The sequence below is a fragment of the Virgibacillus doumboii genome, from assembly GCF_902806455.1.
In the GTDB taxonomy this organism is placed as follows: domain Bacteria; phylum Bacillota; class Bacilli; order Bacillales; family Amphibacillaceae; genus Lentibacillus; species Lentibacillus doumboii.
Window position 1 is genome coordinate 358,307 of record NZ_CADCWQ010000001.1, and the last position, 23,816, is coordinate 382,122.

At 43.7% G+C, this 23,816-nt stretch carries 16 protein-coding genes; 15 read left to right on the top strand and 1 reads right to left on the bottom strand.

What is annotated here, in order from left to right; all coding sequences use genetic code 11:
- Window positions 1-1,174 precede the first annotated feature (1,174 nt).
- Window positions 1,175-3,229: a transglycosylase domain-containing protein gene (locus G6R02_RS01715; RefSeq protein WP_164667544.1), complete on the bottom strand. Its 2,055-nt coding sequence runs from the start codon at window positions 3,227-3,229 to the stop codon at window positions 1,175-1,177.
- Between the two features lie 189 nt (window positions 3,230-3,418).
- Between G6R02_RS01715 and G6R02_RS01720 the strand changes: the two genes are divergently transcribed.
- The 15 genes from G6R02_RS01720 to G6R02_RS01790 all read left to right on the top strand — a co-directional run bounded on the left by G6R02_RS01720 (window position 3,419) and on the right by G6R02_RS01790 (window position 23,755).
- Window positions 3,419-3,859: a YwiB family protein gene (locus tag G6R02_RS01720; protein ID WP_164667545.1), complete on the top strand. Its 441-nt coding sequence runs from the start codon at window positions 3,419-3,421 to the stop codon at window positions 3,857-3,859.
- Window positions 3,856-5,526: an arginine--tRNA ligase gene (argS, locus tag G6R02_RS01725; protein WP_164667546.1), complete on the top strand. Its 1,671-nt coding sequence runs from the start codon at window positions 3,856-3,858 to the stop codon at window positions 5,524-5,526. Before G6R02_RS01720 ends, argS begins: the two co-directional genes overlap by 4 nt.
- A 407-nt stretch (window positions 5,527-5,933) precedes the next feature.
- Window positions 5,934-8,042: a heterodisulfide reductase-related iron-sulfur binding cluster gene (locus tag G6R02_RS01730; RefSeq protein WP_164667547.1), complete on the top strand. Its 2,109-nt coding sequence runs from the start codon at window positions 5,934-5,936 to the stop codon at window positions 8,040-8,042.
- 169 nt (window positions 8,043-8,211) lie between these two features.
- The gene (locus G6R02_RS01735; protein ID WP_164667548.1) at window positions 8,212-9,399 is read left to right on the top strand and encodes an acetyl-CoA C-acetyltransferase; all 1,188 of its coding nucleotides are present in this window, start codon (window positions 8,212-8,214) and stop codon (window positions 9,397-9,399) included.
- 160 nt (window positions 9,400-9,559) lie between these two features.
- Window positions 9,560-10,408 (top strand): 3-hydroxybutyryl-CoA dehydrogenase, encoded by an 849-nt coding sequence (locus G6R02_RS01740; RefSeq protein WP_164667549.1) that lies wholly within the window; start codon window positions 9,560-9,562, stop codon window positions 10,406-10,408.
- A 37-nt stretch (window positions 10,409-10,445) separates the two neighbouring features.
- Window positions 10,446-11,588 (top strand): acyl-CoA dehydrogenase, encoded by a 1,143-nt coding sequence (locus G6R02_RS01745; RefSeq protein ID WP_164667550.1) that lies wholly within the window; start codon window positions 10,446-10,448, stop codon window positions 11,586-11,588.
- A 15-nt stretch (window positions 11,589-11,603) separates the two neighbouring features.
- Window positions 11,604-12,743 carry an acyl-CoA dehydrogenase gene (locus G6R02_RS01750; RefSeq protein WP_164667551.1) on the top strand — a complete coding sequence of 380 codons (1,140 nt, stop codon included), beginning with the start codon at window positions 11,604-11,606 and terminating at the stop codon, window positions 12,741-12,743.
- A gap of 383 nt (window positions 12,744-13,126) precedes the next feature.
- Complete coding sequence (meaB, locus tag G6R02_RS01755; RefSeq protein ID WP_164667552.1) at window positions 13,127-14,056, top strand: methylmalonyl Co-A mutase-associated GTPase MeaB; 930 nt, start codon at window positions 13,127-13,129, stop codon at window positions 14,054-14,056.
- Window positions 14,057-14,686 (top strand): TetR/AcrR family transcriptional regulator, encoded by a 630-nt coding sequence (locus tag G6R02_RS01760; protein ID WP_164667553.1) that lies wholly within the window; start codon window positions 14,057-14,059, stop codon window positions 14,684-14,686.
- 21 nt (window positions 14,687-14,707) lie between these two features.
- On the top strand, window positions 14,708-17,944 hold the full coding sequence (gene icmF, locus G6R02_RS01765) for a fused isobutyryl-CoA mutase/GTPase IcmF (RefSeq protein ID WP_164667554.1): 3,237 nt from the start codon (window positions 14,708-14,710) through the stop codon (window positions 17,942-17,944).
- Between the two features lie 235 nt (window positions 17,945-18,179).
- Window positions 18,180-18,710: a DNA-directed RNA polymerase subunit delta gene (rpoE, locus tag G6R02_RS01770; RefSeq protein WP_164667555.1), complete on the top strand. Its 531-nt coding sequence runs from the start codon at window positions 18,180-18,182 to the stop codon at window positions 18,708-18,710.
- 456 nt (window positions 18,711-19,166) lie between these two features.
- A complete protein-coding gene (gene pyrG / locus G6R02_RS01775) occupies window positions 19,167-20,774 on the top strand; it encodes a CTP synthase (RefSeq protein WP_164667556.1) in 1,608 nt (535 codons plus the stop codon).
- 225 nt (window positions 20,775-20,999) lie between these two features.
- Entirely contained in the window at window positions 21,000-21,359 is a 360-nt protein-coding gene (locus tag G6R02_RS01780) for a response regulator (protein WP_164667557.1), read from the top strand.
- A 291-nt stretch (window positions 21,360-21,650) separates the two neighbouring features.
- Entirely contained in the window at window positions 21,651-22,292 is a 642-nt protein-coding gene (gene fsa / locus G6R02_RS01785; protein WP_164667558.1) for a fructose-6-phosphate aldolase, read from the top strand.
- A 179-nt stretch (window positions 22,293-22,471) separates the two neighbouring features.
- Entirely contained in the window at window positions 22,472-23,755 is a 1,284-nt protein-coding gene (locus G6R02_RS01790; protein WP_164667559.1) for a UDP-N-acetylglucosamine 1-carboxyvinyltransferase, read from the top strand.
- Window positions 23,756-23,816: the final 61 nt, after the last annotated feature.

Below are 23,816 nucleotides of genomic sequence, written 5' to 3' on the forward strand. Positions count from 1 at the left end.
AGGACGGACCCTGCAGGAGTCAGCTTCTTTTGTTTAGGCTGTGTTTTTCCTTTCATTTTAGAGAATGAAGTCTTCTTGACAATTTTCATAAACTGCGGATTACTTTGAAAAAAATGATTGCTGTGACACCGCTGCGAAGACACTGTGGTGATCGTCGTGTTGCAATCTATTCTGCAGGGAGTGCAACACAACATCGTCGAATCAACTTGTAACACGACGAGCAAGTATTTTCGGGGAAACGGCAACTCCCCCCAGAAAAGATTGCTATCGGGCTGCGGGGTCTCACCGATTTCTTAGCTGCCATTAGAAGGAAGGCCGACTAAAAGCGGGCATCAGCATACCCTAATAAAGGTGCATGTATTCCTCTCTGCTTAAATTTGCTATTGTTGGATTAGAGATTATCGTGAAGAACCCTCTCACGAAGAAAAGGAGACCGAATTAAGCTGGAAATCCTCGTGAGGAACGCTCTCACGAAGAAAAGGAGACCGAATTAAGCTAGGAATCCTCGTGAAGAACCCTCTCACGAAGAAAAGAAGACCGAATTAAGCTAGGAATCCTCTTGAGGAACGCTCTCACGAAGAAAAGGAGACCGATTTAAGCTAGAAATCCTCTTGAGGAACGTTCTCACGAAGAAAAGGAGACCGATTTAAGCTAGAAATCCCCATGAGGGCCGCTCTCACGAAGAAAAGGAGACCGATTTAAGCTAGAAATCCCCATGAGGACCGCTCTCTCGAAGAAAAGGAGGCCGATTTAAGCTAGAAACCCTCTTGAGGAACGCTCTCACGAAGAAAAGGAGTCCAATTTAAACTAGAAATCCCCATGAGGAACGTTCCCTCTATGAAAAAGAGATTGATTTAGGCTAGCCATAGTATCATTCTGCTATAGATACCCCGAAATAATGTAAAGCGTGCGTGTTCTTAGTATGAATAGGATAAACAAAATTCGAAATAGGCTTGTAAAAGGGTGCAGTGACCAAATAAGAAATGAAAATCCCGGTACAAAAGTGCTTTCAGGAGTTCATACCGAAACTAGGGCTAGGACAGTGTTTCAGCTGCGCAGTCAGAGAGTCTCGCCAACTGTGTTACGAATCAGATTTTATTTTTAGTACGCATTTTATGTCAATTGCAACGAACAACAAAGTATGCGAAAAGAGCCATATTCAATTTCTATACCTTTAAAAAAGATACTCAAACCACTTCTCAATAACGCCCTTTTCATCCTTTTTACGATCCTGTTCCTTCACTTCCTCCTCATCCCCATCAGGAAGATGCAGCGTGCAATACGCTGCCGGCTCTGTTCCTTCTTCAAAATACATAATAGTACTCGTGTCACAATAAGGTGTAGCCCGGTCTCCGGATTCCGGATCAATTGGCAGTCCAGTAACACCGGCCGGGGTGTCAAATTGCCCGAGCGGAACATCTTCGTGTGCCTTCTCCATAAACGTTGCCCATACATTCTTGGCATAACCGATTTCTTCCGTCTCTGTAACAGGTTCATTGTTGTCATACCCCGTCCAGATCCCTGTAACAAGTGATGGGCTGTACCCGATCATCCAGCTGTCTGTGTTTGTCGTTCCGGATTTACCTGCATAGGTTCTGCTCAGCTGGTTGGCAATCGTTGACCCGGTCACCGACATATAACCATCTAGTGACCTGTCAAACATCCCGGTTAAAAGATGTGTTAAAATAAATGACGTTTTTGGATCCAGTACTTGTTTGCCTTCTTCTTTATCCCGCTCATAAACAACATTTCCCCGTCGATCAACGATTTTTGTAATCGTGTGTCCCTCGATGTCGTGCCCGCCGTTAGCAAGCATTCCATACCCAGTTACCATATTTTCAACCGTGACTGACGCGGTGCCTAATGCAAGTGAAGGTACTGCGGGTAAATGACCATTAAACCCGAATTTGCGGGCCGTATCGACAAGTGTTTCAGAACCGATGTATATATTCGTTTTTACGGCATAAATATTGTCGGACAGTGCCAGCGCCTGAGCCAGAGTTATTGGTTTATCAGCATAATAGCCATTAAAGTTGCTTGGCTTGTAAACCTTACCGTCCTCCAGTTTAAAAGTGGTTGGTTGACTTGTTATCATTGTGTTGGCATCGTATCCATTCCTTAATGCCGCATAATACAGGAATGCCTTAAATGTTGATCCGGGCATTCGCTTGGCCTGTGTTGCCCGATTGAACTGGCTCTTCTGATAATTCCGTCCGCCGACAAGCGCCCGGATGCCGCCAGTGTCCGGATTCATCGCCATTGCACCAATATCAATCTTACTTTCGGAGTCGATGACATTCTCAGCTGTTTTCTCCAATTTATTTTGCAGCTGCACATCAAGGGTTGTGTGAATCTTGTACCCGCCAGACCGGACTAGCTCGGTGTCCAGTTTCAGGATTTCCGCTGCTTCCCGTAACACAGTATCCTGAAAATAAGGGGCAACTGCCTTTTTTACCCGTTCCTTCTGCTCAGTGAATGCCAGATTTTCCTTGATTGCAAGCGACATGTCATGCTCGGTTATTTTACCGGTGTCATGCATTAATCGAAGAATCCTTTCCTGGCGATTTTCCGCATTCTCACGATTATTGAGCGGGGAATAGTAAGACGGCCCTTTCGGAACAGCAGCAAGCATTGACGCCTCAGCCAGTGACAATTCATCTGCCGACTTGTTAAAAAAATACCTGCTTGCCGCTTCGATTCCATAAGCACCATGACCGTAATAAATCGTATTTAAATACCCCTCCAGGATTTCGGATTTTGAGTAGTACATTTCAAGCCTTACTGTATAAAATGCTTCCTTAAGCTTACGGGTCCATGTTTTTTCATGGGATAAGTACAAGTTTCTCGCATATTGCTGTGTAAGGGTACTTGCCCCTTCCTTCAGGGAAAGACTTGCCAGGTCGGATAAGGCGGCACCCGCAATTCGTTTGAAATCAAAGCCGTTATGGTCATAAAAATGCTGGTCTTCAATTGCCAGCGTCGCCTCTATGACTTGTGGTGAAATATCCTCCAGGTCGACCCAGTAGCGGTTCTCGCTGCCCTGTTCCTCACCAATAACCTTTTCATTTATACTGTAATAGATTGTGTTTTGATCGTTTACGAGCTTTGGGGGACCGAGCAGAAAACTTACAAAATAGACTCCTGCCAGAAGCAAAGTCACCAATAAAAATCCGCTCGCAGGCACAGCCAGAAAAAGCCACTTTTTATTCATTCGAAAAAGTTTTTTCATATCTTTTAGCTCCAATGAGATGTGTTCATTAGTTTCATTATGGGAAAAGATAAAAGGAAATAAACTTCTTGGCGGAAATTATCGAAAAAACTTGTATGGGAAGGCCGGGACGACTAAATAACCCTTTGTATTGCGAAAGACATACATTTATCGCTATAATAGGAAATTATACGATGCAGGAGCGATTCCATGAATTCAGGTTCAAAAAAGGTATCAGTTGAACTCCAGACAATCATCGACGATGGCAGTCAAAAGGAGTACAACACGGTTAACGAAACAGGTGAACTTTATCAGAAAAACAATATCGATGTACTGACATACGAGGAAAATGTGGAGGAAGGGAACGCAATCAAAAACCTGATAACCATTTACCCGGATAAGGTCAGCATCAAGCGGACAGGAATGGTTAGTATGCACCAGAAATTCCGCGTTGACCGGCCGACAGAAAATGTATTTCAGCATCCGCATGGAAATATACATATGGAAACATTTACAAATACCATCCATTATCAGGAACTGACTGGTGAACACGATGGACTTTTAGCCATTGATTATACGGTCAGACTGAATGGGCAGGACGAGCGAAAACACCAATTACAATTATCAATAAAAGAGGAGGACCTCCAATGAACGTGTTGGCACAAACTGAAGATACATTAAAACAGGAAATTGCAGCGGCCGTTCTAAAGGCTGAACTTGCAGCCGAAGATGAACTGCCGTCAATTATTCTCGAAAAACCGAAAGACAAGGAACATGGTGATTTTGCCTCCAATATAGCGATGCAGCTTGCACGCATTGCTAAAAAAGCACCACGTCAAATTGCCGATGATATTGTGGCAAATATCGATCAGTCTAAAGCAGCGATTGAAAAAGTGGAAATTGCCGGACCGGGATTTATTAATTTTTTCCTGAAGAATGACATGCTCGGCAAGCTGATTCCATCCATTTTGGAAGCTGGTACCGAATACGGCCGAACAGACGCAGGTCAAGGTGAAAAAATTCAGGTGGAATTTGTTTCGGTAAACCCGACTGGTGATTTGCACCTTGGACATGCACGTGGAGCGGCATTCGGTGATGTGCTCTGCAACGTGCTCGATATGGCAGGTTATCAAACGGAACGGGAATATTACGTGAATGATGCGGGCAGTCAAATTGATAACCTGGCTTTGTCGATTGAGGCACGATACAAAGAGGCACTCGGCATGGACTCGAGAATGCCCGAGGATGGGTATCGCGGTTCCGATATTATTGAAATCGGAAAAACACTTGCTGCAGAATATGGTGACAAATGGGTGCAAACAGATAACACGGAAAGTATTGCATTTTTTAAAGAATACGGTCTGGAATTCGAGCTTGATAAATTAAAGAAAGACTTAAATGATTTCGGTGTTTATTTTGACAACTGGTTCTCGGAACAATCACTATATGAAGCAAATAAGGTGGAGGAAACGGTTCAGAAGTTAAAGGACGACGGTTATGTTTATGAACAGGATGGTGCAGTCTGGTTCCGCTCCACAGCATTCGGCGATGACAAGGACCGTGTAATTATAAAACAGGATGGAAATTACACCTATCTGACACCAGATATTGCCTACCATAAAAATAAATTGGAACGGGGATATGACCAGATTGTCAATGTATGGGGGGGTGACCATCACGGCTATATCGCCAGAATGCGGGCTGCTATCCAGGCTTTGGGGTATCCGGCTGAAAAATTTAATGTCAAAGTCATTCAAATGGTTCGCTTATTTGAAAATGGTGAATTAGTCAAAATGTCCAAACGCACCGGAAAAATTGTTGCATTGCGTGATTTGTTGGATGAAGTCGGTGTTGATGCGGTTCGTTATTTCTTCATTATGCGTTCAAATGATACACCATTTGATTTTGACATGGACTTGGCAAGGTCTGAATCAAATGATAACCCTGTTTATTATGTTCAGTATGCCCATGCACGGATTTGTACAATGCTGAAACAGGCTGCGGAAAAAGGGATTGCAGTTGACGAAAACTTTGATTCCGGGCTTTTGACAGCCGAAAAAGAAACAGATTTGCTGAAAAAACTTGGCGAGTTCCCGCAAACAGTTGCCGATGCGGCCGAAAAGCAGACACCGCATAAAGTTACCCAGTACGTATATGATCTCGCAACATTACTGCACAGCTTTTACAATGCCGAAAAAGTGTTGAATCCGGATGATCCGGAACGTACAAAAGCACGTATCGCATTAATGAAAGCAGTACGGATTACAATCGCAAACGCTCTGGGATTACTAGGCGTAACCGCACCGGAGAAAATGTAATTATAGAAGGGGAGTGCACAGTATTTCGGATGCACTCCCTTTTATAGTTGTTTTGCACCGAGTATAACGAAGGTGCAAAACACTCAAACGTGCGAGACCTCCATTAAATTTTGCGTTTAATTAAACATTCTATCCTTTATAACTACAATCGTATGTCATCTCAAAAAGGTGGCATAATTTTTTTATTTTCTTTGCCACTTTTTCAAAACCTGGTTCGATAGTATTAATGAGGGCAAATAAAATTATGATAATTATCACGTAAATACAAAAATGAGTTGACTGAATGATCATTCACATATAAAGTATTAGTATATACCAATCTAAAATAATAGCATGCATTTTTATTTTTCCCGCATATGCAATCGCTATCATTTTCCGTTACAATATATCAAAAGGGGGAGCGAATATTGAACACATTTTTACTTATTAATCTGCTGGCATTTATAGCAGTTGTCATCTATGGAGTATATTTGTTCGCTAGAGTAGTAGCTACACGTGTTTCATATATTAAACTCGGAAAAAAATCCGAATTTGATAAAGATCTTAAATGGCGTTTACGCCGGATCGGGAAAATTGTATTTGGCCAGTCCAAACTATTAAAAGATAAGAAATCAGGAACAATCCACGTCATGATGTTCTATGGTTTCCTGCTCGTACAATTCGGTGCGATTGACATGTTTGTTAAAGGGCTTGCACCAGGCAACCACTTGCCATTTGGCCCATTCTATGCCGGATTCACATTTTTCCAGGAACTCGTTACATTAATGATTTTAGTTGCAGTTATATGGGCATTTTATCGCCGATACATCGAAAAAATCGTTCGCTTGAAGCGCGGATTTAAAGCAGGACTTGTTCTGATTTTTATTGGAACATTAATGCTTTCCGTTCTGCTTGGAAACGGTATGGCAATTGTTTGGCATGGTGAGGGAATGACATGGTCTGAGCCGGTTGCCAGTTTAATAGCAGGTGCATTCAGCTGGCTTCCAGCAACAGCAGCAATGGTGTTATTTTACGTTTTCTGGTGGGTTCATACGATCACCATTCTATCATTCCTTGTTTATGTACCGCAGTCAAAACACGCACACTTGATTGCAGCGCCAGTCAACGTGTTTTTGAGTAAGCGTGTACCAGGGAAATTGAAAAAAATAGATTTTGAGATTGATGAAGAAGAAAATGAAGATGAAATTTCGTTTGGTGTTGGGAAAGTGGAAGACTTTGAACAGCGTCAAATGATCGACTTTTACGCCTGTGTGGAATGTGGGCGCTGTACCGATGTCTGCCCGGCATCAGGCACAGGTAAAATGCTGTCACCAATGGACATTATGGTTAAAGTTCGTGACCATTTAACTGAAAAAGGTGCAGCAGTTACAGGTAAATCACCTTGGGTACCTTCTTATGCGTTCTCCAACACAAAAGGAAACCAGCTTGCAGGTGCCGGTGCAAACGAAGCCGCTGCAGGGATGGAAAGTGTAAGTCTTATCGGTGATGTTATTACACAGGAAGAGCTGGCTGGATGTACGACATGCCGTAACTGTGAAGATGCATGTCCGGTAAACAACGAACATGTTGGAACAATTATTGATATGCGCCGTTACCTTGTGATGACAGAAGGTAAAATGGATCCGGATGCGCAGCGTGCAGTGATGAACATTGAGCGTCAGGGTAACCCGTGGGGACTTTCCAAAAAAGACCGCATTAAATGGCGTGAACAGGATGAAGAGGTATACATCCCTACAGTTAAAGAACTGAAAAAAGAAGATAAAGATTTCGAATATCTTTTCTGGGTAAGTTCAATGGGATCATTTGATAACCGCAGTCAAAAAATCGCACTTGCATTTGCCAAATTGATGAATCAGGCAGGCATCAGCTTTGCGATTTTAGGAAACAAGGAACAGAACTCCGGCGATACAGCACGCCGCATAGGGAATGAATTTTTATTCCAGGAAATTGCAGAGAAAAATATTAAAGAATTCGAGAAAAATAATGTGACGAAGATCGTTACCATCGATCCGCACGCATATAACATTTTCAAAAATGAATATCCGGATTTCGGTTTTGAAGCTGAAGTTTATCACCATACACAAATGCTGTATGACCTTGTGATGAACGGTAAGCTTATGCCGCAGAGGGAAATTAACCAGAAGCTCACTTATCACGATTCCTGTTACCTGGGAAGATATAATGGCGTATATGACCCGCCAAGAGAAATTTTGCGTTCTATTCCAGGCCTTGACCTGGTTGAAATGGACCGCAGCAGAGAAAATGGAATGTGCTGTGGTGCAGGCGGCGGCTTGATGTGGTCTGAAGAAACAACCGGAAACCGCATTAACGTTGCCCGTACAGAACAGGCAATGGAAACCGAATCGACGATGATTTCAAGTGCATGTCCATTCTGTCTGACTATGCTGAGCGACGGTACGAAAGCGAAGGAAGTTGAAGAAGACATCAGTACAATGGATGTTGCTGAAATTCTGGCATTATCGGTATTTGTTGAAGATGAACAGAAAACAGCATAGAATAAAAAGAGGGGTAACATGTTGCCCCTCTGATTTTTAGGAAGGTGATTGAGCGAGCGTTCAATCGAAAAGCTGAAAGTGGAAGACCAACTGCTGTTTTTTGTTAGTAAAAGTAAGCGTTATCAATAGTACCTGCAAATCTATTTATTATAGAAAGGATGTTTATTGAATGAGAAAAACTGTTATTGTATCTGGAGCCAGAACACCGTTTGGTAAATTTGGAGGAGCACTGAAACCTTTTACCGCTTCACAGTTAGGCGGCAAGGCAATCCGCGAAGCATTAAATCGCGCAGGCCTTGATGAAAAAGAAATTGATGAAGTAATCATGGGGACTGTATTACAAGGTGGCCAGGGCCAGATTCCATCACGTCAGGCTGCTCGTGAAGCTGGCATTCCGTGGGAAGTTAAAACAGAAACGATTAATAAAGTCTGTGCCTCCGGTTTGCGCAGTGTAACCCTTGCAGATCAGCTGATTCGCGTTGGTGATGAAGACGTAATTGTTGCCGGCGGAATGGAAAGCATGAGCAATGCACCATATTATTTACCGGATGCACGCTGGGGCAATCGCATGGGTGACAAACGCGTTGTCGATATGATGGTCCATGATGGTCTGACATGCTCATTTAACAATGTGCACATGGGCAATTACGGAAATGGCACTGCCGACGAATTTAACGTATCACGGGAAGAGCAGGATGAATGGGCATACCGCAGCCATCAGCGGGCAGTGAAAGCAATCGAGGATGGGAAATTTTCCGAAGAAATCGTTTCACTTGAAGTGCCGCAGCGAAAAGGTGATCCGGTTGTCGTTGATACGGATGAGGCACCACGTAAAGATACCAGCGTAGAAACACTTGCAAAACTGCGCCCGGCTTTTGACAAAGATGGCTCAATTACAGCCGGCAACGCACCTGGTGTCAATGATGGCGCATGTGCATTTGTCGTAATGTCGGATGAAAAAGCAGAAGCACTGGGCAAAACGCCAATGGCAACCGTGCTGGGTCATGCGGAGGTTGCAGTCGAAGCAGAGAATTTCCCGCAAACACCAGGACTTGTTATTAACAAACTGCTTGAGAAAACAGGATATTCCAAAGATGATATTGACTTGTTCGAAATTAACGAAGCGTTTGCTGTCGTGTCACTTGCGAGCGGCAAAATAGCAGACATCGATCCGGAAAAAGTAAATGTGAACGGCGGTGCAGTCGCGCTTGGACACCCAATCGGAGCAAGCGGTGCCCGGATTATTTTGACATTAATCCATGAACTGAAACGACGCGGCGGCGGTCTCGGCATCGCAGCAATCTGCAGTGGCGGCGGCCAGGGTGACGCGGTGCTGATTGAAGTGCCAAAGCAATAACTTTGGCTTGGAGATAGTGGTTATTTTGTGAATTCGCTAAAGTTCCCAGGGAAATCGCTAAAGAATGTTCGTAAAACGCTAAAGTTCACAGCAATTTCGCTAAAGTTCACAACTAAAATGCTAAAGTTCACAACAATGAGTCAAGGGAGGATCACGCAACATGGCAATAAACAAAGTAATGGTAATCGGTGCAGGCCAGATGGGATCAGGAATCGCCCAGGTCTGTGCCCAGGCGGGGTTCGACGTTCTGTTAAACGACATGAACGCTGAAGCACTCGACAAAGGGATGAAAAATATCGAAAAACTGCTGACACGTGCTGTCGAAAAAGAACGTATCAGCGAAACAAATAAAGCAAATACGTTAAACAGATTAACGCCTTCCAAGGATCTGCAGGATGCGCAATCAGTTGATCTGGTAATTGAAGCAATTGTTGAAAATATGGAAGTGAAATCAAACGTATTCGGTGAGCTTGATCAGATTGCACCAAAGCACGCGATTCTTGCAACGAATACATCATCATTGCCTATTACGGAAATTGCTGCAAAAACAACACGTCCTGACCAGGTTATCGGAATGCATTATATGAATCCGGTACCGGTGATGAAGCTAGTTGAAATTATTCGCGGCCTGCAAACCAGTGACGAAACATACCAGGCAATTGAAGACATGACGCACAAATTGTCGAAAACACCAGTCGAAGTTAATGACGCACCCGGTTTCGCTGCCAACCGTATTCTGATGCCGATGATCAACGAGGCGATTTTTGCCTTGCAGGAAGGTGTAGCATCCGTAGAAGATATTGACACCGTTATGAAACTCGGCATGAATCATCCAATGGGACCACTGACACTAGCAGATTTTATCGGGTTGGATACATGCCTCTACATTATGGAAGTGCTGCATGATGGCTATGGCGACAGCAAATATCGTCCATGTCCATTGCTCCGTAAATATGTAAACGCAGGCTGGCTTGGCAAAAAATCAGGCAGAGGATTCTATCAATACTAAAAAACTATCATGAATAACAGAAAGGGGGGCATTTAGCGTGAACCTTTATTTTTCCGAAGAACAGGAAATGATGCGTAAAATGGTTCGGGATTTTGCCCAGAAAGAAGTACAGCCGGAAATTGAACGGATGGAGCAGGAAGACCGTTTTCCAAAAGAAATCATCCGGAAAATGGGTGAGCTTGGACTGATGGGGATTCCGATTGCTGAAGAGTATGGCGGAAGCGGTATGGACTACACGTCGTATATCATCGCAATAAATGAGCTTTCCAAAGTAAGCGCAACACTCGGAGTTATTTTATCCGTCCACACATCAGTCGGCACAAATCCTATTCTTTATTTTGGTAATGAAGATCAGAAAAAACATTACCTGCCGAAATTGGCAACAGGTGAGTACCTTGGCGCTTTTGCCGTGACAGAACCTGGAGCGGGCTCTGACGTTGCCAATTTAAAAACAAAAGCAAAAAAAGACGGCGACAACTATATTTTAAATGGCTCCAAGGTTTTTATAACAAATGGAGGCGCTGCTGATACATTTATTACGTTTGCCAGAACAAGTGATGAAGAAGGTGCAAAAGGTGTCAGTGCGTTTATAATTGAGCGAAATACACCAGGATTTGAGATTGGCAAGGCGGAAAAGAAAATGGGGCTTCATGGATCAAGCACGGTCCAGTTAAACTTTGACAATTGTGTCGTCCCGAAAGAGCAGCTCCTTGGCAATGAAGGTGACGGCTTCAAAATCGCGATGGCGAACCTGAACGTGGGGCGCATCGGCATCGCTGCTCAGGCACTTGGGATTGGTGAGGCAGCACTTGAGCATGCCGCCAATTACGCAAAAGAACGTGAGCAGTTCGGCAAGCCCATCGCCGCCAATCAGGGTATTTCATTTAAACTGGCTGACATGGCAACAGAGGTCGAGGCTGCGAAACTATTAGTCTACAATGTTGCATCGCTTGTTGAACGTAACATTCCGTGCAGCAAAGAAGCGTCCATGGCAAAAATGTATGCTTCAAAAACTGCCAGAAAAGCAGCCATCGAAGCTGTCCAGGTATATGGCGGATACGGCTATACCGAGGATTACCCGGTGGAGCGCTTATTCCGCGATGCCAAAGTAACCGAAATTTATGAAGGTACAAATGAAATTCAGCATATTGTTATCGCAAAAAATCTTTTAAAAAAATGAGGGGGACGACAAACGATGAATTTTCAACTAACTGACGAGCAGGAAATGCTGCGCAAAATGGTACGTGACTTTGCAAAAAAAGACGTGGAACCGACTGCGGCGGAACGTGATGAGGAAGAACGGTTCGACCGGGGAATTTTTGATAAGATGGCCGAACTCGGGCTGACAGGAATTCCATGGCCGGAAGAATACGGTGGAATAGGATCTGATTTTGTAAGCTATGTAATTGCCGTTGAAGAATTGTCCCGTGTTTGTGCATCAACCGGGGTTACATTGTCAGCACACTTGTCATTGGCAAGCTGGCCAATTTACAAATATGGTAACGAAGAACAGAAGAAAACATTCCTGTACCGCCTGGCAACCGGTGAGGCATTGGGAGCATATGCCCTTTCTGAACCGGGCTCCGGAAGTGATGCAGCAGGTATGAAAACCGTCGCCAAAAAAGATGGTGATGATTACATTTTGAATGGCAATAAAGTCTGGATCACCAATGGCGGTGTGGCTGACATCTACATTGTTTTTGCCATGACCAATCCGGAAGCAAAACACAAGGGTATCAGTGCATTCATTGTTGAAAAAGATATGGACGGATTTTCAACTGGTAAAAAAGAAAAGAAACTCGGTATTCGTTCATCCCCTACAACCGAGCTTATTTTCGAAAACTGCCGAGTTCCAAAAGAAAACCTCCTTGGCGAAGAAGGAGATGGCTTTAAAATTGCCATGACAACACTTGATGGCGGGCGCAATGGAATCGCAGCACAGGCATTGGGAATCGCACAGGGTGCACTGGACGCTGCCGTTGATTATGCAAAAGAACGTGAACAGTTCGGCAAGCCAATCGCAGCAAACCAGGGGATTTCTTTCAAATTGGCAGATATGGCAACCGAAGTAGAAGCATCCCGTCTGTTAACCTATCAGGCTGCATGGCTTGAGTCAGAAGGCCAGCCGTACGGTAAAGCATCCGCCATGTCCAAATTATTTGCCGGAGATGCAGCAATGCGCACAACGACCGAAGCGGTGCAGGTATTCGGCGGCTATGGCTACACGAAAGATTACCCGGTAGAGCGTTACATGCGTGATGCAAAAATTACTCAAATCTATGAAGGAACAAACGAAATTCAGCGACTGGTTATTGGACGGATGCTGACGAAATAAGGTGGATGGCCGGCTTTTTGCCAAAGTTCACAGTGATTTCGCCGAAGTTCACAAGTAAAACGCCAAAGTTCACAATTAGGTTGCTCGAAATTCACAATTAAATCGCCAAAGTTCACAAATGCGAGCTGGAGCGGCCACAAATTGAGCAGCTATCGCACAATGTCGGGCGAGTATAGCATGCACTCGCGCGACAACAACGCAAACTCGCGCATCAGCACCCGAACTCGCGCGACAGCAACGCAAACTCGCGCATCAGCACCCGAACTCGCGCGGCAGCAACGCAAACTCGCGCATCGAGCACCCAAACTCGCGCACCACCAGCACAGCTCGCGCAATGAACCAAGGAGCCTGTCCCTTTGGTTCACAGAAAGGAGTCACAAGCAATGCACCCACTAGTCGAACAAATGAAAGAAAAAAACATACGTGCACTTGCCCGGGCAATCACCATGGTTGAGAATGACCATCCGGAGAAGCTCACCATGCTCAGCGATGTTTTTTCGCTAAAAAAACAAGCGCAATATGTGGGCATTACCGGGTCACCGGGCGCCGGGAAAAGTTCACTCGTCAACCGGCTGATCACGCACATCCGCAATGAAGGCAAAACTGTTGCAATTATTGCGGTTGATCCAACAAGTCCGTTCAGTGGTGGTGCATTACTTGGCGACCGTGTCCGAATGAATGAGCACTTTACCGATGATGGTGTGTACATCCGCAGCATGGCAACTCGCGGAAGCCTTGGTGGGCTTGCCCGGGCGACAAAAGATGCTGTCCGGATTTGTGATGCGTATGGATTTGATGTAGTGATCGTTGAGACGGTCGGTGTCGGGCAGTCTGAGCTTGATATTATGAAAATCGTTGATACGACCGCACTTGTCCTAACACCAAACAGCGGGGATGTTCTGCAAATTTTCAAAGCGGGCATCATGGAAATCGCTGACCTGTTTGTCATCAATAAAGCGGACCTGCAGGGAGTCGGAAAACTGAGAGCGCTGCTGAAGGAGCTTGTCATGATGACGTCACACCAGACCCATGAGAAGGCAATCGTCAAAGCCATCACGACGGAAAATAAGGGCATCGATAAGCTCTGGAATAAAATCAGCGAGCATCAGGACTTTTTATACAACACAGAAGAAGGTCAAAAACGCCGCAAACAGCAGCAGGAGCTTGAAGTGTATGAACTGATTCGCGAAGAAATCTGGCGTGATGTGAAGACATATATAGAAAATAACAACATAACAATCGAAGCGAATAGTGATCCCTATCAGATGGCACAGGATTTATTTAAAAAATGGCAAGAGGAAGGAGGACGCTAAATGACGCAGGACCAAATCCTTTCTTCTGTAAAAGATGTTCAACTGGTTGAAAAACGCCGCAACCAAATGATCAAAGGCGCAATGAAGCTTTTTAAGGAAAAAGGCTTTCATCGGACAACAACACGGGAAATTGCAAAAGAATCAGGCTTCAGTATCGGAACGCTTTACGAATATATCCGGACAAAAGAAGATGTGCTGTTTCTGGTTTGTGATGCAATATACGTACAAGTCAAAGAGCGTCTGGAAGCATCAATCGATTTGGAGCAGCCTTCTGTTACCAATCTGGCTAAAGTCATTGAATCGTATTTTTACTTAATTGATGAAATGCAGGATGAAATCGTTATTATGTATCAGGAAGTAAAGTCGCTCAAAAAGGACACGAAAGAGTACGTACTGCAGAAGGAACGTGACATGGTAGGCATGCTTGAAAACGTAATTGCATCCTGCCTTCCGCAAAAAATCTCGAAGCAGGATGCAGCACTTTTGGCAAACAACATTTTCGTTCAAGGACAAATGTGGGGATTCCGTCGCTGGATGCTGCAAAAAGAGTTTACGCTGGAAACTTATATCGAACGCCAGACCCATTTTCTTTTGCAGTCGCTTGCAATTGACAAACAGCAATCTGAATAATTTTTTTGAGGAGGATTGACAATGGAACAAGTACAACTGTATAAACCCGTAAATCCTGTCCGTTTCGTCACGGCGTCAAGCCTGTATGACGGACATGATGCATCGATTAATATTATGCGAAGAATTCTCCAGTCCAGTGGGGCAGAGGTTGTGCACCTGGGACACAACCGGTCAGTGGAAGAAGTGGTCCATGCTGCCATTCAGGAAGATGCACAAGGAATTGCCATCTCTTCCTATCAGGGCGGTCACGTGGAATATTTTAAATACATGGTTGATTTATTAAACGAACTCGGAGCAGGCCACATTAAAGTTTATGGCGGTGGTGGCGGAGTAATTATCCCGCGTGAAATAAAAGAGCTGCATGAATACGGTGTTTCATATATCTTTTCACCGGAAAACGGCCGAGAACTTGGGCTCCAGGGGATGATTAACCTGATGCTTGAAGAGTGTGACTGCATTCCGCCGGTCGATTTAAAAAAAGATCGGGATAAACTGGCAGCAGGCGAGCGTCAGGCAATCGCCAGGTACATCACGTATATGGAAAGCAGCGAAGATCATGATGAGAAAAATGAAATCCTCGAAGCATTAAGGAAAGATTCCAATAATGCACCAGTACTCGGGATTACCGGTACCGGCGGGGCAGGAAAAAGTTCGTTGACCGACGAATTAATCCGCCGCTTCATCAACGAAATTCCGGATAAAAAAATCGCTATTATTTCAATCGACCCGACGAAAAAGAAAACAGGCGGTGCACTGCTTGGTGACAGGATCCGGATGAACGCGATCTTCACGGACCGTGTTTATATGCGTTCATTGGCAACCCGTGGCTCAAGAACGGAGCTGTCAAAAGATTTGCATGATGTAATCGATGTTGTTCGTGCGTCAGGCTATGATTTTATTATTGTTGAAACGAGTGGTATCGGTCAGGGTGACGCAGCAATTACCGATATTACCGACCTGTCGATGTATGTGATGACAGCGGAATTCGGTGCACCATCACAGCTTGAAAAAATCGACATGATTGATTTTGCCGATTTTATCGTTATCAATAAATTTGAACAAAAAGGCTCTGAGGATGCTCTGAATCAGGTGCGCAAACAATATGAACGCAGTCATATGTTATTTAAACAGGACAAAACAAAGTTCCCGGTCTTCGGTACAATTGCCAGCCAATTTAATGATGCCGGAACAAATGCATTGTTCGCATCGATTATTGATACATTGAATGAAAAATATGACTGGGATAACGATGTTGATTTTGAACGAAACGTTATAGCCCAAAAAGACAACATGATAATCACGAATGAACGCCGGCATTATTTACGCGAAATTGCTCAACACGTGCGCGGTTATCATGAGCAAGCCGAGAAGCAAAGTGGTATTGCCAGCAAGCTCTATCAGCTCGACGGGGCAAAGAATGTTCTGGATGATGAGCATGCCCTGGGCGAAATCGACAAAACAATCGAAAGCTATCAGGATGAATTGAATCCGAAAGCACGCAAGCAGCTCGAAGCTTGGGACGAAACGAAAGAACGCTACGCTCAGGATAAAATGACATTTAAAGTCCGTGATAAAGAAATCGAAATGGATCTTACAACTGAATCACTTTCAGGCCTGAAAGTACCGAAAGTAGCATTTCCGAAATACACGGACTGGGGCGAGCGTCTGAAATGGCTCCTGAAAGAAAACGTTCCAGGAGCATTTCCATTCACGGCAGGGGTTTTCCTATTCAAACGAAAAGGGGAAGACCCAACAAGACAATTCGCCGGTGAGGGCACACCTGAACGGACCAACCGCCGCTTCCATTATTTGTCCAAAAATGAAGAGGCAAAACGTCTGTCAACGGCATTTGACTCAGTTACTTTGTACGGTGAAGACCCGGCACCACGACCGGATATTTACGGGAAAGTCGGGGAGAGCGGTGTCAGCATTTGTACGCTTGACGACATGAAAAAGCTTTATGACGGATTTGACTTAACTGATCCAAAAACTTCGGTATCGATGACGATTAATGGACCGGCACCGATTATTCTGGCAATGTATTTCAATACCGCGATCGATCAGCAGGTCGCTAAATTTAAAGAAGAAAATGGCCGTGAACCGAATCGGGAAGAATATGAAAAACTGCGGGATGATACAGTAGCTGTTGTCCGCGGAACCGTTCAGGCAGATATTTTAAAAGAAGACCAGGGACAGAATACGTGTATCTTTTCCACTGAATTTGCATTGCGGATGATGGGTGACATCCAGCAATATTTCATCGATAAACAAGTGCGCAATTATTACTCTGTTTCGATTTCTGGCTACCATATTGCAGAAGCCGGCGCCAACCCGATTACCCAGCTGGCATTCACATTGGCGAATGGCTTTACCTATGTGGAATACTATTTGAGCCGCGGTATGGACGTAAATAAATTTGCGAAAAACTTATCATTCTTCTTTTCCAACGGACTTGATCCGGAATACACGGTTATCGGCCGTGTGGCACGCCGTATCTGGGCAATTACGATGCGTGATAAATACGGGGCAAATGAACGCAGCCAGAAACTGAAATACCATATTCAGACATCAGGTCGTTCCCTGCACGCACAGGAAATTGATTTCAATGACATTCGCACAACATTGCAGGCGCTGATTGCTATTCAGGATAATACGAATTCCCTGCATACAAACGCGTATGACGAGGCAATCACAACACCAACGGAAGAATCCGTTCGCCGGGCAATGGCAATTCAGATGATTATTAATAAAGAATTCGGATTGACAAAAAACGAGAATTCGCTGCAAGGTTCGTTCATTGTCGAGGAGCTGACAGATCTTGTTGAGGAAGCCGTTTTACAGGAATTTGAAAAAATGAATGACCGCGGTGGCGTACTTGGCGCAATGGAACGCCAGTATCAGCGTGGTAAAATCCAGGAAGAATCACTGTACTATGAAGGTAAAAAACATTCCGGCGAACTGCCGCTTGTTGGGGTGAACACGTACTTGAATCCGAACCCGCCTTCAGAGGAACAGATTGATTCGATGGAGCTTGCCCGGGCATCCAAAGAGGAAAAAGAACATCAAATCACTGAACTGCATAAATTCCAGAACACAAATAAAGACCATGTTGAGGAAGCACTGAACCAACTGAAAGAAACTGCAGCATCAGGCGGCAATATTTTTGTTGAACTGATGGAAACCGTCAAAGTCGCAAGTCTCGGCCAAATCACCAACGCACTTTACGAGGTAGGCGGCCAATACCGCCGTAACATGTAGGGGTTGAAGCGTAGAGACATAGGGGCAGGTCAGGCGTCTCATCCTGAAAGAGACAGGCAGCCTGTCCCCTCATCTCATTTTTTAGTGGATTCCACTGGCATATTCGGTTAAAATTTGTTTATAATGTATGGTATGGTTTAAAGAAAAGATACAGTATATACTTTGACTAACAATACTTATAAAAAATTAATCAGGCAAATATAGCCTTAATACATGGAAAAGGGAGTGCGGTATCGTGAGCTTGAAGAATTACAGCCGCGAAGAACTTGAGAAAATAGCAATGATTGAATTGGCACATATGATTTTAACGGATGAAAAAAAGGCCGTTAATTTTCATGAAATCTTCAATAAAGTTGCTGATTTGAAAGGACTGACAGAAGAACAAAAACAGGAAACCATCGGACAGTTCTATACAGATCTGACAATCGATGGCCGGTTTATAACGGTTGATGCAGGTATGTGGGGGCTGAAACGCTGGTATCCGGTTGAAGACATGGATCTGGAAGCTACAGTACCTAAGAAAAAGAAGAAAAAGGCAAAGAAGAAAAAGGAAGTTAAAAAGAAAGAACCGGAAGAGGAAGAAAAGCAGGATGTTCCTGATGATGACATTGAAGTGCTCACAGGTAATTTTGCTGACGAAGAAATCGATGAGTCTGATGATGACTTTGATGAAGACTTCGATGATGAAGAAGATGGCTTCGACGATGAAGATGAAGAGGACTATGATCACGAAGATGAGGACGATGACGAGGACCAAGAAAAATAAATGGGATGTCCGCTTGACTTTTTAGAATCCGATGCGTACAATTTTAATTGGGCTCTTTAAATTCGAAATCATAAAGCGTTTCCCCTGATCCGGGGGAGGCGCTTTTTTTGTTTTATTGGCTTTGTTAACTGTTCCGGGTGCTCAATTTCCTGCAGGAGTCTGATACCTTCCGCATGGGTAATCATAGGTGTCTGTTTAATCCCGCTTTTTGAAAAACGCCGGAATTTCATGCGAATTCGCCGAAGTTCAGATCAAAATCGCCGGAGTTTCATGCGAAATCGCCGGAGTTCAGATCAAAATCGCCGAAGTTCATAATGACAGCAGCAATAATCTAACTTATCAAATAGTAAATCCGGATTCCAAATGAAAAAAGCCTATCAGGGAAAAGATAAACCTAACAAAGTCAAATACATGTTCAACATAACAATAATTCATACAGAAAGAAGAGGGATGAAAGTGACGAAGTATATTTTTGTAACAGGCGGTGTTGTGTCATCATTGGGTAAAGGAATTACAGCCGCTTCACTCGGCCGCCTGTTAAAAAACCGGGGATTAAAGGTGACAATCCAAAAATTTGACCCATACATTAACGTTGATCCTGGAACAATGAGTCCATATCAGCATGGCGAGGTTTTTGTGACTGAGGACGGAGCAGAAACCGACCTGGATCTGGGCCACTATGAACGGTTTATTGATATCAATCTTAACAAATACAGTAACATTACAACTGGAAAAGTATATTCAAGTGTTATAAAAAAAGAGCGCCGCGGCGACTATCTTGGCGGTACTGTCCAGGTTATCCCGCACATTACAAATGAAATAAAAGAACAGGTTTTCCGGGCAGGGCAGGCGACAAAAGCTGATGTCGTAATTACGGAAATCGGTGGAACAGTCGGTGATATCGAATCATTGCCATTCCTTGAAGCAATCCGCCAAATCAAGAGTGATATCGGCAAAGATCATGTAATGTACGTTCATTGTACACTTGTCCCTTACATCAAAGCTGCCGGTGAGATGAAAACAAAACCAACCCAGCACAGTGTAAAAGAGCTGCGATCATTGGGAATTCAGCCGGACACAATTGTATTGCGGACTGAAATGCCAATCAGTAAAGAAATGAAAGAAAAAATAGCACTGTTCTGTGATATTAATGAGGAAGCCGTAATTGAAATGCGTGATGCAGACACATTATATCAAGTCCCGATTTCACTGCAGGAACAGCATTTGGATCAATTAACCTGTGATCACTTTGGGTTGGATTGCCAACCGGCAGACATGGCTGAATGGAATAATTTATTAAATAATGTAAGACATTTATCTAAAACAACTACAATCGGACTTGTTGGAAAATATGTGGAACTCCCTGATGCATATCTTTCAGTTGTTGAAGCATTGAAGCATGCCGGGTATTCCTATGACACAGATATTAAAATTCATTGGATTAATGCGGAAAAGCTTGATAAAGAAACCATTAAGCATGAGCTTGAACATGTGGATGGAATTTTGGTTCCCGGAGGTTTCGGTGACCGTGGCATCGAAGGAAAAATCGAAGCAATCCGTTATGCACGGGAACATAAAGTACCGTTTTTCGGAATTTGTCTTGGGATGCAGCTGGCAACCGTTGAATTTGCCCGCAATGTAGTTGGACTTGAAGGTGCACATTCAGCAGAAATCAATCCGGAAACAACCTACCCGATCATTGATTTGCTGCCTGAACAGAAGAATATTTCAGATATGGGCGGAACGTTAAGGCTTGGCGTCTATCCGTGCAAATTGACCGACAATACAAAAACGAAGGCAGCGTATAACGGAGAAGATATTGTTTATGAGCGCCATCGTCATCGCTATGAATTTAATAACGATTACCGTGAACAAATGCAGGACAAAGGATTCATTTTTTCAGGAACAAGTCCTGACGGCAGATTGGTTGAGACCATCGAAGTGAAAGATCATCCATGGTTTGTAGCCTGCCAGTTCCATCCGGAATTCAAATCACGTCCGACAAGACCGCAAGCACTTTTTTATGGATTTATCGGTGCAGCTGTCAATCAGCAGGAAAAATAAACAAGCATTACTTTTGACCTAAATAAAGAACAGAATACACGTTCTTTATTTAGGACTTTTTAAGTAAGGTCGTGTAAATGCGCAATCCAGCTTGAAAAAGAAATAAAAAGAATGTTCTTTAAAAAGAAGGAAATTCGAGTTTAATGTAGAAGTAATAACATAAGCGGACAAAAAGGGCCAAATAAAGAGAATTTAATAAAGTGGGGATGGGGATGGTTACTTTATATGAAAAAGGAGATTTTGGTGGTTGATGATCAACCGGGTATACGATTACTGTTACAGGAAATATTCACAAATGAAGGTTACCAGGTAACGGCTGTTGAAACCGGTAAAGAGGCACTTGATACGATATATAACGGTTCATATGATTTGGTCATGCTTGATTATAAGCTGCCTGTTGTCGATGGCATCCAGGTAATTCAGCAGCTCGAGCATGACAACTTCACAACTCCATTAATTGTAATGAGTGGCCTTGCTGAAGACATCGTAAAGGAATTAAAAGCGTACAGCCTGGTGAAAAAAGTACTCGCCAAACCATTTAACGTACAGGAAATGTGCACGCTTACCAAAAAATTATTAGCTTAATTAAATGGTCTGGCTAGGGCAGCTGAAGTTATTCTTTGGCTGCTCTTTTTAATTGGGATTCTGCCTTATATTCATTTGTGCAGCGTACACTCAGTTATTCCTCCCTGTACTTTTGTTCTTGCGACTTATTGCTCTTGTTGGTATTCTAATACTATAGATAAAATTAGTTCAGTTTGGCTCCTCCAAACAAGCATAATAGATGAGAATGTTAAATCATAGGATATATAAATGTCCGGATTGGTGTCACGCACCGTAAGAAACCGGGCTTTTTATAAAGAAAGGATGGAAAAGATGAAGTTTTTTGTTGATACAGCAAATATTGATGAAATCCGTTCGGCAAATGAACTGGGTATTCTTGCAGGTGTAACCACCAACCCCAGTCTGGTTGCTAAAGAAGGGGTATCCTTCCATGACCGTTTAAAAGAAATCACTAGCGAAGTAGACGGTTCCGTGAGTGCAGAAGTAATCTCGGAAGATGCTGAAGGTATGATTAAGGAAGGAAAAGAACTTGCGGCAATCGCACCGAATATCACGGTAAAAGTTCCGATGACACTGGAAGGCCTGAAAGCAGTAAAGGCATTCAGTGATTTAAACATTAAAACAAATGTAACACTTATTTTCAATGCAAATCAGGCGCTGCTGGCAGCACGTGCCGGAGCATCTTATGTATCCCCATTCCTTGGCCGTCTGGATGATATTGGTCATGATGGGATGGATTTGATTGCAACGATTTCTCAAATGTTCGATCGTCACGGCATTCAGTCGGAAATCATCGCAGCATCCATCAGACATCCGCTCCATGTAACTGATGCAGCGTTAAATGGCGCACATATCGCGACGATTCCATATAAAGTGCTCGGACAATTGGTTAAACATCCATTAACAGACCAGGGAATCGAGAAATTCCTGAATGACTGGAACAATCAAAAATAACTTACATGATATTGGAAAATTTGTGCAAACTAAGCGAAAAGAATGGATGGAAAGAAAAGGTAAAACAACTTGGGCAAGATTCTTTTCCAGTTGTTGAAAACCCTAAGCCGTTCAAGTCGCAGTGACAATCATGCGACAGCATCAGTACGCCTTGTACGCGAAAAGTGGGGTGCTTTTAAATGCAAAAGATGTTAGTTGAAGGCGGGAATCTGTTACACGGGAAAATTCGCATCAACGGAGCAAAAAACAGTGCCGTTGCATTGCTTCCTGCCGCACTATTGGCTGATTCAACCGTTGCAATCGAAGGATTACCGGAAATTTCCGATGTGTACACGCTCGGTGATTTACTTGAGGAAATAGGCGGTAAAGTAAGCTGGGATGGTCAAACCGTATATATTGATCCATCAAATATGGTTTCAATGCCATTGCCAAATGGAAAAGTTAAAAAACTGCGGGCGTCCTATTACTTCATGGGTGCCATGCTTGGGAAATTTAATCAGGCCGTTATCGGGCTGCCTGGTGGCTGTCACCTGGGACCACGGCCAATCGATCAGCACATTAAAGGCTTCGAAGCATTGGGAGCTGAGGTTACCAATGAACAGGGTGCCATTTATATCCGGGCAAATGAACTGCGCGGTGCACGCATTTACCTGGACGTTGTAAGTGTCGGCGCGACAATCAATATTATGCTGGCAGCGGTCAAAGCAAAAGGTAAAACGGTTATCGAAAATGCTGCAAAAGAACCGGAAATAATCGATGTTGCAACATTGCTGACAAACATGGGCGCAAAAATTAAAGGAGTGGGAACGGACGTCATTCGTATTGAAGGTGTACCTTCACTGAATGGATGCCGTCATACCATTATTCCTGATCGAATTGAAGCAGGAACATATGCAATCGCAGCAGCGGCTCAGGGTAAGGAAGTTATTCTTGATAATGTAATTTCGCTGCACCTTGAATCCGTTCTGGCAAAATTACGCGAAATGGGCGTTACCGTGGAAGAGCAGGATGAACAGTTGTACATCGCACCAAAAACACCGCTTAAAAGCGTTGATATCAAAACACTTGTTTATCCCGGTTTTCCAACCGATCTGCAGCAGCCTTTTACAACATTATTAACGAAAGCAGTCAATACAGGTGTTGTCACCGATACTATTTATTCAGCACGACTGAAACATATTGATGAATTACGGCGAATGAATGCTATAATAAAAGTGGAAGGTGGCTCCGCAATTGTGTCCGGTCCGGTTCAACTGGAAGGAGCACGGGTTAAAGCCACAGACCTTCGTGCCGGTGCATCACTCGTTATCGCAGGCTTAATGGCCAACGGAATTACAGAAATAACCGGCCTTGAGCACATTGACCGGGGTTATGAAAAAATGACAGATAAACTGATTGACCTCGGTGCAAAAGTCTGGCGGGAAGAAATGACCGACCAGGAGATAGAGCAGTTTCAGAACTAAAGAATAAAGGCTTGAAGCTGGACATAAATAAAAAACCGGCAAATCTCTCCATATTTTAAAA

What these genes read in the sequence shown, in the direction of transcription:
- G6R02_RS01715 (WP_164667544.1), bottom strand. Translation starts at nt 3,229, where the DNA reads ATGAAAAAACTTTTTCGAATGAATAAAAAGTGGCTTTTTCTGGCTGTG.
- G6R02_RS01750 (WP_164667551.1), top strand. Translation starts at nt 11,604, where the DNA reads ATGAATTTTCAACTAACTGACGAGCAGGAAATGCTGCGCAAAATGGTA.
- G6R02_RS01790 (WP_164667559.1), top strand. Translation starts at nt 22,472, where the DNA reads ATGCAAAAGATGTTAGTTGAAGGCGGGAATCTGTTACACGGGAAAATT.
- G6R02_RS01735 (WP_164667548.1), top strand. Translation starts at nt 8,212, where the DNA reads ATGAGAAAAACTGTTATTGTATCTGGAGCCAGAACACCGTTTGGTAAA.
- argS (WP_164667546.1), top strand. Translation starts at nt 3,856, where the DNA reads ATGAACGTGTTGGCACAAACTGAAGATACATTAAAACAGGAAATTGCA.
- fsa (WP_164667558.1), top strand. Translation starts at nt 21,651, where the DNA reads ATGAAGTTTTTTGTTGATACAGCAAATATTGATGAAATCCGTTCGGCA.
- G6R02_RS01760 (WP_164667553.1), top strand. Translation starts at nt 14,057, where the DNA reads ATGACGCAGGACCAAATCCTTTCTTCTGTAAAAGATGTTCAACTGGTT.
- G6R02_RS01720 (WP_164667545.1), top strand. Translation starts at nt 3,419, where the DNA reads ATGAATTCAGGTTCAAAAAAGGTATCAGTTGAACTCCAGACAATCATC.
- meaB (WP_164667552.1), top strand. Translation starts at nt 13,127, where the DNA reads ATGCACCCACTAGTCGAACAAATGAAAGAAAAAAACATACGTGCACTT.
- icmF (WP_164667554.1), top strand. Translation starts at nt 14,708, where the DNA reads ATGGAACAAGTACAACTGTATAAACCCGTAAATCCTGTCCGTTTCGTC.
- G6R02_RS01740 (WP_164667549.1), top strand. Translation starts at nt 9,560, where the DNA reads ATGGCAATAAACAAAGTAATGGTAATCGGTGCAGGCCAGATGGGATCA.
- G6R02_RS01780 (WP_164667557.1), top strand. Translation starts at nt 21,000, where the DNA reads ATGAAAAAGGAGATTTTGGTGGTTGATGATCAACCGGGTATACGATTA.